This is a genomic window from Frigoribacterium sp. VKM Ac-1396, assembly GCF_015350895.1.
Lineage (GTDB): Bacteria > Actinomycetota > Actinomycetes > Actinomycetales > Microbacteriaceae > Frigoribacterium.
In genome coordinates, this window is record NZ_JADKSD010000003.1 from 344,830 (window position 1) to 357,754 (window position 12,925).

Annotated in this window: 13 protein-coding genes; 1 reads left to right on the forward strand and 12 read right to left on the reverse strand. The window is 70.2% G+C overall.

What is annotated here, in order from left to right:
- Nucleotides 1-115 precede the first annotated feature (115 nt).
- Nucleotides 116-1,120 carry an alcohol dehydrogenase catalytic domain-containing protein gene (locus ITJ55_RS13895; RefSeq protein ID WP_194595925.1) on the forward strand — a complete coding sequence of 335 codons (1,005 nt, stop codon included), beginning with the start codon at nucleotides 116-118 and terminating at the stop codon, nucleotides 1,118-1,120.
- Here ITJ55_RS13895 and dnaB read toward each other — a convergent pair.
- The 12 genes from dnaB to ITJ55_RS13955 form a co-directional block, all read right to left on the reverse strand.
- Entirely contained in the window at nucleotides 1,117-2,505 is a 1,389-nt protein-coding gene (gene dnaB, locus ITJ55_RS13900; RefSeq protein ID WP_194595926.1) for a replicative DNA helicase, read from the reverse strand. The two genes, ITJ55_RS13895 and dnaB, sit on opposite strands and share 4 nt — an antisense overlap.
- A 715-nt stretch (nucleotides 2,506-3,220) precedes the next feature.
- On the reverse strand, nucleotides 3,221-3,604 hold the full coding sequence (gene rbsD / locus ITJ55_RS13905) for a D-ribose pyranase (RefSeq protein WP_194595927.1): 384 nt from the start codon (nucleotides 3,602-3,604) through the stop codon (nucleotides 3,221-3,223).
- Nucleotides 3,601-4,626 carry a ribokinase gene (locus tag ITJ55_RS13910; protein WP_194595928.1) on the reverse strand — a complete coding sequence of 342 codons (1,026 nt, stop codon included), beginning with the start codon at nucleotides 4,624-4,626 and terminating at the stop codon, nucleotides 3,601-3,603. The genes rbsD and ITJ55_RS13910 overlap by 4 nt, the downstream gene beginning before the upstream one ends.
- Complete coding sequence (locus ITJ55_RS13915) at nucleotides 4,623-5,573, reverse strand: substrate-binding domain-containing protein (RefSeq protein ID WP_194595929.1); 951 nt, start codon at nucleotides 5,571-5,573, stop codon at nucleotides 4,623-4,625. Before ITJ55_RS13915 ends, ITJ55_RS13910 begins: the two co-directional genes overlap by 4 nt.
- A gap of 230 nt (nucleotides 5,574-5,803) precedes the next feature.
- Entirely contained in the window at nucleotides 5,804-6,775 is a 972-nt protein-coding gene (locus ITJ55_RS13920; RefSeq protein ID WP_194595930.1) for an ABC transporter permease, read from the reverse strand.
- A gap of 31 nt (nucleotides 6,776-6,806) precedes the next feature.
- Nucleotides 6,807-8,324 (reverse strand): sugar ABC transporter ATP-binding protein, encoded by a 1,518-nt coding sequence (locus ITJ55_RS13925; RefSeq protein WP_194595931.1) that lies wholly within the window; start codon nucleotides 8,322-8,324, stop codon nucleotides 6,807-6,809.
- Between the two features lie 2 nt (nucleotides 8,325-8,326).
- Nucleotides 8,327-9,409, reverse strand: coding sequence for a LacI family DNA-binding transcriptional regulator (locus tag ITJ55_RS13930; protein ID WP_194595932.1), 1,083 nt, complete (start codon nucleotides 9,407-9,409; stop codon nucleotides 8,327-8,329).
- 509 nt (nucleotides 9,410-9,918) lie between these two features.
- Nucleotides 9,919-10,371 carry a 50S ribosomal protein L9 gene (rplI, locus tag ITJ55_RS13935; protein WP_056260249.1) on the reverse strand — a complete coding sequence of 151 codons (453 nt, stop codon included), beginning with the start codon at nucleotides 10,369-10,371 and terminating at the stop codon, nucleotides 9,919-9,921.
- 14 nt (nucleotides 10,372-10,385) lie between these two features.
- Nucleotides 10,386-10,646: a 30S ribosomal protein S18 gene (rpsR, locus tag ITJ55_RS13940; protein WP_043595327.1), complete on the reverse strand. Its 261-nt coding sequence runs from the start codon at nucleotides 10,644-10,646 to the stop codon at nucleotides 10,386-10,388.
- A gap of 68 nt (nucleotides 10,647-10,714) precedes the next feature.
- Entirely contained in the window at nucleotides 10,715-11,290 is a 576-nt protein-coding gene (locus tag ITJ55_RS13945) for a single-stranded DNA-binding protein (protein ID WP_194595933.1), read from the reverse strand.
- A 4-nt stretch (nucleotides 11,291-11,294) separates the two neighbouring features.
- On the reverse strand, nucleotides 11,295-11,693 hold the full coding sequence (gene rpsF, locus ITJ55_RS13950; RefSeq protein WP_056260245.1) for a 30S ribosomal protein S6: 399 nt from the start codon (nucleotides 11,691-11,693) through the stop codon (nucleotides 11,295-11,297).
- A gap of 193 nt (nucleotides 11,694-11,886) precedes the next feature.
- Nucleotides 11,887-12,925 (reverse strand): CCA tRNA nucleotidyltransferase (locus ITJ55_RS13955; protein ID WP_194595934.1); only part of this gene is annotated, 1,039 nt, incomplete at its 5' end.

Here is a 12,925-nt window from a genome sequence, read left to right on the forward strand (position 1 = left end):
GGAGGCGCGACCCACCCACCAGGGGAGGCGCGCCTCCCCGACGCGCGCCTCCCCCACCACCCGGCACCGCGCCTCCGTCATCCGTCACCCCACCACCGAAGAAAGGGAAGAGATCATGAGAGCAGTCGTCTACGAAGGCCCGAGGAAGGTCTCGGTCAGCGACGTCCCCGACGCCCGCATCGAGCGGCCCACCGACGTCCTCGTCCGCATCACCAGCACCAACATCTGCGGGTCCGACCTGCACATGTACGAAGGCCGCACCGACTTCGAGACCGGCCGCTGGTTCGGCCACGAGAACCTGGGCCAGGTGATCGAGGTCGGCTCGGCCGTCGACAAGGTGCAGGTCGGCGACTGGGTCGTCCTGCCGTTCAACGTGGCCTGTGGCCACTGCAAGAACTGCGAACGGGGCCTGACCAACTACTGCCTCACCGCGCAGCCCGAGCTCGCCTGGGCCGGCGCCGCCTTCGGGTTCGCCGACATGGGCCCGTGGCCCGGCGGGCAGGCCGAGCTGCTGCGCGTGCCCTGGGGCGACTTCAACTGCCTGCGCCTCGGCGAGGACGCCGAAGAGAAGCAGACCGACTACGTCATGCTCGCCGACATCTTCCCCACCGGGTACCACGCGACCGAGATGGCCCACGTGAAGCCCGGCGACCAGACCGTGATCTACGGGGCCGGACCGGTCGGCGCCATGGCCGCGTACTCGGCGATCATCAAGGGGGCGAGTCGTGTGATGGTCGTCGACCGGCACCCCGACCGCCTCGCGAAGATCGAGGAGATCGGGGCGATCGCGATCGACGACTCGAAGGTCGACCCGGTCGAGGCGGTGCTCGACCTGACGATGGGGCTCGGGGCCGACAACGGCTGCGAGTGCGTCGGCTACCAGGCCCACGACCCCGACGGCGTCGAGCAGCCCAACCTGACCCTGAACCGTCTCGTGCGGTCGGTCCCCGGGGTGCTGCTGTTGTTCAAGTACTACGGATCACGAGCGCCGCAGGTGAACCCCGCGTGGCTCCACGCGCTCGAGCTGGCCGCCAACACCAGTTCGGGGCTGCTCTGCGTCCCCGAGCCCGACGCGCCCGGGCACGGCCACGCGGTGACGCACGCCGACGCCGCTCGCTAGTTGGGCATGTCGACGAACCGCGAGAACATGCCGTGGAAAGCCACCGTGATGGTGTCGGTCGGGCCGTTGCGGTGCTTGGCGACGATGAAGTCGGCCTCGCCCTGGCGGGGGTTGTCCTTCTCGTAGGCGGACTCGCGGTGCAGCAGGATGACCATGTCGGCGTCCTGCTCGAGCGAACCGGACTCTCGCAGGTCGCTGATCGCGGGCTTCTTGTCGGCACGCTGCTCGGGGCCACGGTTCAGCTGCGACAGCGCGATCACCGGCACCTGCAGCTCTTTCGCCATCAGCTTCAGCGCACGCGAGAACTCCGACACCTCTTGCTGACGGCTCTCGACCCGCTTGCCCGACGTCATCAGCTGCAGGTAGTCGATCACCACGAGCTTCAGGTTGTGCTGCTGCTTCAGCCGGCGGCACTTCGCCCGGATCTCGACCAACGTCATGTTGGGCGAGTCGTCGATGAACAACGGAGCGTCGTTGATGCGCCCCCGCACCTGCGCGATGTTCGTCCAGTCACGCGCGTCGACGGTGCCCTTGCGCATGTTCTGCAGCGGCACGCTCGACTCGGCCGACATCAGCCGCATCGCGATCTCGCTGCGCCCCATCTCGAGCGAGAAGAACACCGACGCCTGCCCGTGCTTGATCGACGCCGCCCGCGCCAGGTCGAGCGCCAACGTCGACTTGCCGAGCGCCGGTCGCGCCGCCACGATGATCAGCTGACCCGGGTGGAACCCGTTCGTCAGGGCGTCGAGCTGCGCGAACCCCGTCGGCACACCCGTCATCTGACCGTCACGGCCCTTGGCCGCCTCGATCTCGTCGATCGCGACCGTCACCGCCTCGTTCAGCGGCACGTAGTCCTCGGTCTGCACCCCACCGGCCACGTTGTAGACCTCGGCCTGCGCGTTGTTGACCAGGTCGACGACCTCGCCCTCGCTCGCGTAACCCATCTGCACGATGCGCGTGCCGGCCTCGACCAGACGGCGCAGCACCGCCTTCTCGGCGACGATCGACGCGTAGTAGCCCGCGTTCGCCGCCGTCGGCACGACACCGGTCAGCGTGTGGAGGTACTCCGCTCCCCCGGCACGCGACAGGTCGGCCGACTTCATCAGCTCGTCGCTGACCGTGATGACGTCGGTCGGCTCGCCGTGCGAGTACAGCCCCAAGATGGCGTCGTAGATGACCTCGTGCTTCGGCACGTAGAAGTCCATGCCGCGGACCGTCTCGATGACGTCGGCCACGGCGTCCTTGCTGAGCAGCATGCCCCCCAGCGCGCTCTGCTCGGCGAGCAGGTCGTGCGGCGGTACGCGGTCCATGTTGACGGGGCCACCACGGTCGCGATCACGGGCGTTCGACGCGTCGGGAGCGAGACCGAGATGGGCGATCGACATGGGTCCTCCAGCGAGAATCGGGCGGGTGCGGGGCAGCACCGAAGACGCCTAAGGCAGTTGTACGACAGACCCCCGACATCCCCGTGCCGAACCGCCGTGACCCACCCCTGACGAGCGCGGGTACACCTTATGGACACCGAGTTCTCCACAGCAAATGCACCTGTGGATAACTCTGGGGAGAACCGGTGAGCAACGCCGGTCGACCCTGGGGAGAACTGTGGATCACGCTGTGGACAACGAGATACTTCAGTTCGATTACCTGGCCTTGATCAGCGTTTTCCGTTTCCCACACCTGTGTGGAAAAGATTGTCTAAACCGGGGGTTGAGACATCCGATTTGACATCGGCCTGTGTACAAAGAACTTGACAAGGAGGCGCGGCGACCGATAGCGACACATCTCGCGTTCAGCTTCTCGTAACCCCCGAAGGGGGACCCGCGAAGCCCCTGGTCAGGGCCGCATCCGACCTCCCGCACCGCGCCTCCTGCCCTCGCCCGCCCGCGCCGGCCCGACCCCGCACGACGAAGAACCTGGTTTCGAACCATGCACCCGTTTGCTTCCGGGTTCATGGTTCGAAACCGGGTTCGTGGATGAGCCGGGGTGGCCAGGCCGGGGGAGGAACGGTGGGGCGAACGGAGAAGAACCCCGTTCACGAAGACGAACCCCGGTTGATCGGGGTTCAGCTTCGTGAACGGGGTTCGAGGGGGAGCAGGTGCCTCAGAACGGGACGCCGCAGCGCAGCACGACGTTGGCGTACGGGGTCGCCTCGCCCGTCCGGACGAGGAGGCGCGCGCCACCCGACAGCCGCTTCAGCTCGTCGTGCGAGACGTAGGCCACGTCGTCGAAGCGGGACGTGATCTGCTCGCCGGCGGGGGAGCCGTGGCTTTCGTCCGCAGCCGTGCAGGCCTCGAACACCACGTCGGCCGTCAGCGCGTCGAGCACGTCGGCGAAGGCGGGCAGGCCGTGGACGACGGCGAGGTCGACCACGGGGACTCCGGCCGGCAGGGGCAGGCCGCAGTCGGCGACGACCACGAGGTCGCCGTGACCGAGACCGCTGACCGCGTGGTTGAGCTGCGCGTTGAGCAGGCCGCCGCGCTTCACTGGGTCACCCCGGCGGCAGCAGGCAGCTCATCGTCCAGCGTCGGGTACGACGCCTGCGTGCCGACACCCGTCACCGAGTACGCCCCGACGCGCACGGCATCCCGGGCGGCCTCGAGCAGCGACGACCCGGCGGCCAGCCCGGCGGCGAGGGCACCGACGAAGGCGTCCCCTGCTCCGGACGAGTCGACGGCCGCGACGCGAGGCGAGGCGACGAGCACCGTGCCCGACGCGTCCGACACGATCGCCCCGGCGGCACCGCGGGTCATGACGACCGAGGTGACCCCCTGGGCGCGCAGGGCGGCGACGACCGACTCGTCGTCGACCCGCGCCTCCTCGTCCGAGCCGGCGGCCGACGCGGCCGACGCGCCAGACGCGGCAGAGCCGGCAGCACCCCACGCGGCCAGCAGCAGCCGACCCTCGTGCTCGTTGACGACCAACGGATCCGCGACCTTCACCACGTCCGCCGGCACGTCGATCACTGGGGCGAGGTTGAACACCACGCGCCCGCCGGCGTGCTGCACCGCCGCGGCGATGCCGTCGACGGGGATCTCTCCCTGCAAGACGACCACCGCAGCCTCGGACAGAGCAGCAACGTGCGACGAGACCGCCGACGCACCCACGGCACCGTTCGCCCCGGGGACGACGACGATCGTGTTCTCGCTGTCGCCTCCGACGCTGACGACGGCCAGGCCCGTGGGCCCGGGCACGGTGTCGACGCCGCTGACGTCGACGCCGCTCGAGCGGAGGTAGGGCAGGGCGTCGTCGGCGCGTCCGTCGTCGCCGACCGCACCGATCATCACGGTGCGGGCGCCGCGGCGGGCGGCGGCGACGGCCTGGTTCGCGCCCTTGCCGCCGGGGGAGAGGGTCATCGACGAGCCGATCAGCGTCTCTCCGGGCAGGGGCAGGCGGTCGACGGTCACGACCTGGTCGACGTTGATCGACCCGACCACGACGACCGTGCCGCCCCCGACCGTGCCGGCGGCGCCGACCCCGCCGGCACCCTGCGATTCAGAACCACTCATTCGGTGAAGTCACCCACGTTCTCCTTCGTGACGGTGATGACCTCGACGGCCTGGTCCGAGGGGCCCTCGTCGCCGCTGCCACCGTCGATCGCCTTGACCGCCTGGTCGACCGCGAGGGCGCCGAGCTCGGCGGGCTGCTGCGCGATCGTGCTCGAGAGCGTACCGGCCTCGATGGCCTTGAGGCCGTCTTCGGTGCCGTCGAACGCTGCCACCTTGACGTCGGTGCCGGCGCGCGAGCCGAGTGCCTGGATCGCTCCGAGGCCCATCTCGTCGTTCTCGGCGAAGACGCCCACGGCGTCGGGGTGCGCCTGCAACAGGTTGGTCGTCACGTCGAGCGCGGTGGCGCGGTCGAAGTTGGCGGTCTGCTGCGCGACGACGGTGATGTCGGGGTAGGCCGCGATGCCCTTGGAGAAGCCCTCGCCGCGGTCGCGGCTGGCCGAGGTGCCCGCGACGCCCTGCAGCACGATGACCTCGCCCTTCTCGCCGATCGCCTCGGCGAGGGCCTTGGCGGCCTGCTCGCCACCGGCGACGTTGTCGCTCGCGACGAACGAGGCGACGTCGGCGCCGTTGACTGCACGGTCGACGGCCACGATCGGCACGTTCGCGTCGTTCAGCGCGGCGGCGGCGGGGCCGGCGGCGTCGCTGTCGACGGCGTTCAAGATGACGGCGTCGGCCGTCGAGGCGGCCGTGGCGAGCTGGTTGGCCTGGGTGGCCGAGTCGTTCTGGGCGTCGACGATCTCGAGGTCGACGTTCTTCTTCTTCGCCTCGGCGGTCGCGCCGTCACGCAGTTCGACGAAGAACGGGTTGTTCAGGGTGCTGAGCGACAGGACCACCGTGGGGCGGTCCGCCTCTCCGGCGGGGGTGCGGTTGCAGCCAGCGGTGCCGGTCGCGACCAGGGCGGCGATCGCCGTGACGGTGGCGGCCTTGCGGAACGAGGTCAACTTCATCGTGTGTCCTTCGGGGGGTTGGGGTGGTGAGGGTGGAAAGGGAGGGGAAGATCAGGAGGCGCGGCTCGGCTCGCGCAGACACGGGCCGGTGGCCGCGGCGACGGCCGCAGGGCCGGGCCCCGCAGCTGCCGCCGCTCCGCTGAGGCGCGACGCCGCGCGTCCGGCTCGCACCGCGCCTCCTCGGCTGTCGGTGCGTGCCGCGCGGCCGCGCCCTCGACGGGGCCCGGCGGTCAGCTGCTGCGGGTCTTGCGCCGCAGCACGTCGACGCCCACGGCCAAGGCGATGACGAGGCCGATGACGACCTGCTGCCAGAACGAGGTGACGTTCAGCAGGTTGAGGCCGTTGCGGATGACCACGAGCACCAGGGCGCCGATGATGGTGCCCGAGATGCGGCCGACGCCGCCGGCCAGGCTCGCGCCGCCGATGACGACCGCGGCGATGGCGTCGAGCTCGTAGCCCGAGGCCGCCTGCGGTTGGGCCGAGTCGAGGCGACCGGCGAGCAGCAGGCCGGCCAGCGCCGCGAACAACCCGGCGAGGCCGAAGACCGTGACGACGATGCGCTTGACCGGCAGACCCGAGAGGCGTGCGGCCTCGGCGTTGCCGCCGACCGCGTACATCGAGCGGCCGATGACGGTGCGGTTGAGGATGAACGACGCGACGATCGCGGCCAGCACGAGCACGATGATCGGCACGGGCACCGGGCCGACGTTGCCGCCCAGGAACGACACGGCCGGGGGAGTCGCGATCGGGCGACCGTCCGAGACGACCAGGGTGAGGCCACGCGCCACGCTCAGCATGGCGAGCGTCGCGATGAACGACGGCAGCTTGCCGTACGCGCTGGCGAAGCCGTTGACGAGGCCGGCGACGAGGCCGGTGCCGAGCCCGAGCGCGAGCGCCAGGCCGCCGGGCAGCCCCGCGGTGGCGAAGAACCAGCCCGAGACCATCGCCGACAGCGCGGCGACCGAGCCGACCGAGAGATCGATGCCGCCCGCGACGATGACGAAGGTCATGCCGAACGCCAGCACGGCGACGGTCGACACCTGGATGCCGATGTTCAGCAGGTTGCGGCCGGTCAAGAAGTCCGGCGTCGCGATGAAGAGGGCCAGGCAGAGCACGACGAGCCCGACGAGGGCCCCGTTCGCGGCCAGGAAGGTCTTGATGTCGAAGGAGCGTCGCTGCGCCTTCACGGTGGTGGTGGTCATGGGGTGTCTTCCTCGGTCCGTGCTTCTCGGGTCAGTTCGTCGGGGGGACGTCGCGCGCCGCGAGCGTCATGAGCATGTCTTGGGTGGCGTCGGCCGCGGCGACCTCGCCGGCGACGACTCCGTCGCGCATCACGAGGATGCGGTCGCTCATGCCCATCACCTCGGGCAGTTCGCTGCTGACCATCACGACCGCGCCTCCTGCGTCGGTGATGCGGTTCACCAGCTCGTAGATCTCGACCTTCGCGCCGACGTCGACGCCGCGGGTGGGCTCGTCGAGCAGCAGCACCGTCGAGCCGGCGATGATCCAGCGGCCGAACACGGCCTTCTGCTGGTTGCCGCCCGACAGCGAGCCGATCTCTTGGTCGATGTCGCGCATGCGGATCCGCAGGGTCGAGGCGACCTCGTCGGCCTTGGCGCGTTGCCCGGCGAAGTCGACCAGGCCGGCCTTCGCGCTGCTGGCGAGCGTCGCGTAGCCGAGGTTGTCGTTGACGGAGGCGCCCAGCACGAGGCCCTGCGCCTTCCTGTCCTCGGGCACGTGGCCGACGCCTGCCGCGATGGCCCCGGCGACGTCGCCCTTCTTCAGGCGCTTGCCGCGCACGGTCACGCTGCCCGAGTCGTACTTGTCGACCCCGGCCACGGCCCGCACGACCTCGGTGCGACCGGCGCCGACGAGCCCGGCGATGCCGAGCACCTCGCCCGCCCGCACGTCGAACGACACGTCGCGGAACACCGACCCGGTCAGCCCACGCACCTCGAGCACGACGGGGGAGTCGCCCTGGCTGCCGGGCGTCCGCGGGTACTGCTGCTCGATGTCGCGCCCGACCATCAGGCGGACGAGTTCGTCTTCGTCGGTGGAGGCGGGCAGCTCGGCGACGAACGCGCCGTCGCGCAGCACGGCCACGGTGTCGCCGATCTCGGCGATCTCGTCGAGGTGGTGGCTGATGAACAGCATGCCGACGCCGCGGGCCCGCAGCTGCTCGACGACGCGGAAGAGGATCTCGGTCTCGTGGCGGGTCAGTGCCGCGGTCGGCTCGTCGAGGATCAGGATGCGCGCGTCGATGCTCAACGCCTTCGCGATCTCGACCAGCTGCTGGCGGGCGATGCCGAGCTCGCCGACCTTCGAGTCGACGTCGACGTCGAGCCCGATCAGGTCGAGGGCGGCACGGGCGCGCTTCTTCAGCTCTCTGCGGTCGACGAGGCCGAACCGCGTCGGGAACCGCCCCATCATCACGTTCTCGGCGACGCTGAGCGACGCGACGAGGTTCAGCTCTTGGTGGATCGTCGCGATGCCGAGCTTCTCGGCGGCGTGCGTGTTCGGCAGGTGGACGGCCTCGCCGTCGACCAGCACGCGGCCGGCGTCGGGCTGGTACACGCCCGACATCATCTTGATCAGCGTGGACTTGCCGGCGCCGTTCTCACCGAGCAGCACCTGCACCTTGCCGGGCCGGACGTGCACGGTGACGTCGTCGATGACCCGCACGGGGCCGAACGACTTGCTCACGTTCTCGAGCGTGAGCAGGGGGCGATCGTCGTCGATCGAAGGGGGCATGGTCAGTTCCTGCCGAGGGGTCGGGGTGTGGTGGGGTGCGTGGGGCCGGTGGAGTCTGTCGGGCCGGTCGGGTCTGTCGGGGACGAGGAGGCGCGGGTCGTCGACTCGCGGACGATCAGTTCGCTGGGCAGCACGACCGACTCGGGGGTGAACCCGTCGATGACCTCGTGCAGCAGCTGGACGGCGATGCGGCCCATCTCCTCGACGCTGTGCGCGATGACGGTCAGGGCCGGGTCGAGCAACGAGAACCACTCGATGTCGTCGAAGGCGATCACCGAGACGTCGGTGCCCATGCGCATGCCGAGGCGGTTGAGCATGGCGATGGCTCCGACGGCCATGAGGCTGTCGGCGGCGAGGATCGCGGTCGGCGGCTCGTCCAGCTCGAACAGCGCGTGCACCGCGGCCGACCCGCTGGCGGACTGGAAGTCGCCGACGTAGACGAGGTCGGGGTCGGTGCTGAGGCCGAGCTCGGCGGCCGCGGCGGTCCACGCCTCGAGTCGTTCGCGGCCGGTCGACACGCTCTGCGGCCCGGCGACGTAGCCGACGCGCTCGTGGCCGAGGTCGACCAGGTGCTGCACGGCGGCCCGGATGCCCGGGGTGCTGTCGGTCGTCACGCTCGGCACGTCGACGCCCGGGATCGTCCGGTCGACGAACACGGTCGGCACCTCGCGGGCGAGCAGCGAGTCGATGCTGGCCGAGTCGGTGCCCTGCGGGGCGACGATGACGCCGTCGACGCGGCGCGAGATGAGGGTGTCGAGGTAGCGGTCCTGCTGGGCGCGGTTCTCGTTGGCGTTGCCGAGCAGGGTGACGTAGCCGAGCTCGAGCAGCGACTGCTCGATGGTGTGGGCGAGGTCGGCGAAGAACGGGTTGCGGACGTCCGAGACGAGCAACCCGACCGTGTCGGACCGAGTGGAGCGCAGCGCCCGCGCCTGCGCGTTCGGGCGGAAGTCGAGCTCGCGGGCGGCCTGCTCGACCTGCGAGCGGGCCTCGGGCGACGTCGCGGGGTTGCCCGACAGCACCCGGGACGCCGTCGCGGCCGAGACGCCGGCGCGCTGCGCCACGTCCCTGATCGTCACGGTGTTCATCGGGCTCTACCTCGTCGTAGTGGTGCTGCTGGTTCGTCGTGGAATCGATTCCATGGAACCGATTCCACGACAGTAGACGAGCCACCCCGCCCTGTCAACGCGAACCCGCCTCGCGCCCCCGCTGCCACCCGCCCCCCTCTGCGTCGGCCTCTGCCTTGCGCCCGGCACGCCCGCACGTGCGTCACCCCGCGCCTCCTCGTCCCCCCCTGCGCGCCCGGCACTCCCGCACGTGCGACACCCCGTGCCCCGGCACCCCTTGCGCACCCGGCACGGCCGCACCTGCGACACCCCGCGCGTCCGGCACTCCCGCGCACCCCCGTCACCCCACGAGATGAACCCCGTTAACGAAGATGAACCCCGTGAAAACGGGGTTCATCTTCGTGAACGGGGTTCATCGCGAGCCGACCCGACGGCCGGCACCGCACCCCGGCACGCAGAAGAGCGGCGGCCCCCGAAGGGACCGCCGCTCTCGCGTACAGCAGGCGCCGAAACGCCGGAGCGCCCGGGTGCTACTTGGCCGAGACGACCGTCAGCGTGATCGTCGCGATGACGTCCTCGCGCAGGCGGAGGGTGGCTTCGTGCTCACCCGTCACCTTGATGGTCGAGGGGATCTCGACCTTGCGCTTGTCGATCGTCGCGACGCCCTGGGCGCTGACCGCGTCGGCGACGTCGGCCGGGCGGACCGAGCCGAACAGTCGGCCGTCGGCACCGGTCTTCACCGTGAGGCGGATCTTCTGGGCCTCGAGACGCTGCTTGAGGTCGTGGGCCTCTTCGATCGTCTTGAGCTCGCGGGTCTCACGGGCCGTGCGGATCTGCGCGACCTGCTTCTCGCCGCCGCGGCTCCACGCCACGGCGAAGCCCTGGGGCACCAGGTAGTTGCGGGCGTAGCCGTTCTTGACGTCGACGACGTCACCGGCGGAACCGAGGCCGGAGACCTCGTGGGTCAGGATTACCTTCGACATGGTGGTCCTTCCGATCAGCGGCCGGAGCCGGCGTAGGGGAGGAGCGCCATCTCACGGGCGTTCTTCACGGCACGGGCGATGAGGCGCTGCTCCTGGACGGAGACGCCGGTGATGCGACGGGCGCGGATCTTTCCACGCTCCGAGATGAACTTGCGCAGGGTCGCGACGTCTTTGTAGTCGATGACACCGACGCGGATCGACTTCGCGGGAGCGGCGTTCTTGCCGCCCTTGCCGCGGAGGGGCTTGCGGCGGTCGCCGCTGCTCTTTCCAGCCATTGGTTTCTACTTTCGATGAATGAAGAAGTTCTAAAAGGGGGAACGACAGCCCTAGAAGGGCACGGAGCCTAGAAAGGCGTCTCGTCGTTGTAGGTGCCGTTGCCACCGGGGGTGTTCCAGACGTCGCCGCCCGAGGTGTTGCCACCCTGGCCGCCGGCGGGCTGACCCCACGGTTCTTGCGCCTGACCGCCGCCGACCTGAGCCGGCTGGCCACCACGGTTGCCACCGCCACCGTTGCCGCCCCCGAAGGAGCCGCCACCGGCAGCGCCGTCGCGGGACGAGGAGGCGCGGGTCACCTGAGCGGTCGCGTACCGCAGCGAGGGGCCGATCTCGTCGATCTCGAGCTCCATGCTGGTGCGCTTCTCGCCCTCTTTGGTCTCGTACGAGCGCTGCTTGAGTCGGCCCTGAGCGATGACCCGGCTGCCCTTGGTGAGGCTGCTGGCCACGTGCTCGCCGAACTCGCGCCACACGCTGGCACGGAGGAAGAGCGCCTCGCCGTCCTTCCACTCGTTCGACGCGCGGTCGAACGTGCGGGGGGTCGACGCGATGGTGAAGTTCGCGACCGCGAGCCCGTTCTGCGTGTAGCGCAGCTCGGGGTCACTGGTGAGGTTGCCCACCACTGTGATGACGGTCTCGCCAGCCATCGGACTACTCGGCAGCCTTCTCGGCGGCGGGAGCAGCCGGGGCGGCGGCGGCGTTGGCGGCCTTGCGGGCGGCCTTCTCGTCGCTGACCTTCTTGGCGGCGGCGACCATGGCGATCGCCTCTTCGGCACGCAGGACCTTGGTGCGCAGCACGGCCTCGGAGAGACCCAGCTGGCGGTCGAGCTCGACCGTGGCGGCCGGGTTCGAGGTCAGGTTGACGACGGCGTAGATGCCCTCGGTCTTCTTGTTGATCTCGTAGGCCAGACGGCGGCGTCCCCAGATGTCGACGTTGTCGACGGTGCCACCGTCGTTGCGGATGACGTTGAGGAACTTGTCCAAGCTCGGGGCGACGGTGCGCTCATCGATCTCGGGGTCCAGGATGACCATCAATTCGTACTGGTGCATGACTAACCCACCTCCTTCGGACTTGACGGTCACAGACGGTCTGTGACAGGAGGGTGTTCATGACGCTGCGTCGGCCGAGAGGCAGACGCAACCTTCCCAGCGTAGCCGAGCGCGCCTCCTGAATCAATGCCGGGCCCTCGGCCTCGAGGCCGGGCACCGCCGAGGAGGCGCGGGTCGACACCCGCGAGCCCGGTTACGCCCCGGCGCCCTCGCGTGCGGCCCACCAGGCGAGCAGGCGCTCGGTGGCGACCTCGGCCCCCAGCGGCCCCTCTTCGGTGCGCAACTCGAGGAGGAACCGGTAGGCCTCGCCGACCTCGCGGCTCGGGCCGATGCCGAGGACGCGCTGGATCTCGTCGCCGTCGAGGTCGGGCCGCAGCGAGTCGAGCTCTTCGCGCTCGCGCAGCTCGGCGATGCGCTGCTCGAGGTCGTCGTAGGCGAAGCCGAGGCGGTCGGCCTTGCGGCGGTTGCGGGTGGTGACGTCGGCGCGGGTCAGCATGTGCAACCGCTCGAGCTGGTCACCGGCGTCGCGGACGTACCGGCGCACGGCCGAGTCGGTCCAGGCGCCCTCGGTGTAGCCGAAGAAGCGCAGGTGCAGCTCGATCAGTCGCGACACCGCCCCGATGGTGTCGTTGTCGAAGCGCAGCGCCCTGAGTCGCTTCTTCGCGAGCTTGGCACCGACGACGTCGTGGTGGTGGAAGGTGACGACCCCGCCCGGCTCGAGGCGCCGGGTGGCCGGCTTGCCGCAGTCGTGCAGCAGGGCGGCGAGGCGCAGTGTCAGGTCGGGCGCCTCGCCCGGGTGCCGCTCGCGCTCGTAGCCGATGGCCTGGTCGAGCACGGTGAGGCTGTGCTCGTAGACGTCCTTGTGGTGGTGGTGCTCGTCGACCTCGAGACGCATGGCGGCGAGCTCGGGCATGACGTGGTCGGCCAGCCCCGTGTCGACCAGTAGGCGGACACCGTATCGGGGGGTTTCGGTCTTGAGCAGCTTCGACAGCTCGTCGGCGACGCGCTCGACCGAGACGATCGAGAGGGTGTCGGCGCGTGAGGTCATCGCCTCACGCACCTCGTCCGAGACGGTGAAGCCGAGCTGCGCGGTGAAACGGGCGGCCCGCATCATGCGCAACGGGTCGTCGCGGAACGAGTCGACGGCCGTGCCCGGGGTGGCGAGCCGGGCCTGCAGCAGGTCCTCGACGCCGCCGGACGGGTCGACCAGCACGCGCTCGGGCAGCCGCAGC

What these genes read in the sequence shown, in the direction of transcription:
- rplI (WP_056260249.1), bottom strand. Translation starts at nt 10,371, where the DNA reads ATGTCGAAGGTAATCCTGACCCACGAGGTCTCCGGCCTCGGTTCCGCC.
- ITJ55_RS13925 (WP_194595931.1), bottom strand. Translation starts at nt 8,324, where the DNA reads ATGCCCCCTTCGATCGACGACGATCGCCCCCTGCTCACGCTCGAGAAC.
- ITJ55_RS13895 (WP_194595925.1), top strand. Translation starts at nt 116, where the DNA reads ATGAGAGCAGTCGTCTACGAAGGCCCGAGGAAGGTCTCGGTCAGCGAC.
- rpsF (WP_056260245.1), bottom strand. Translation starts at nt 11,693, where the DNA reads ATGCACCAGTACGAATTGATGGTCATCCTGGACCCCGAGATCGATGAG.
- ITJ55_RS13920 (WP_194595930.1), bottom strand. Translation starts at nt 6,775, where the DNA reads ATGACCACCACCACCGTGAAGGCGCAGCGACGCTCCTTCGACATCAAG.
- ITJ55_RS13915 (WP_194595929.1), bottom strand. Translation starts at nt 5,573, where the DNA reads ATGAAGTTGACCTCGTTCCGCAAGGCCGCCACCGTCACGGCGATCGCC.
- ITJ55_RS13930 (WP_194595932.1), bottom strand. Translation starts at nt 9,409, where the DNA reads ATGAACACCGTGACGATCAGGGACGTGGCGCAGCGCGCCGGCGTCTCG.
- ITJ55_RS13945 (WP_194595933.1), bottom strand. Translation starts at nt 11,290, where the DNA reads ATGGCTGGCGAGACCGTCATCACAGTGGTGGGCAACCTCACCAGTGAC.
- rpsR (WP_043595327.1), bottom strand. Translation starts at nt 10,646, where the DNA reads ATGGCTGGAAAGAGCAGCGGCGACCGCCGCAAGCCCCTCCGCGGCAAG.
- ITJ55_RS13910 (WP_194595928.1), bottom strand. Translation starts at nt 4,626, where the DNA reads ATGAGTGGTTCTGAATCGCAGGGTGCCGGCGGGGTCGGCGCCGCCGGC.
- dnaB (WP_194595926.1), bottom strand. Translation starts at nt 2,505, where the DNA reads ATGTCGATCGCCCATCTCGGTCTCGCTCCCGACGCGTCGAACGCCCGT.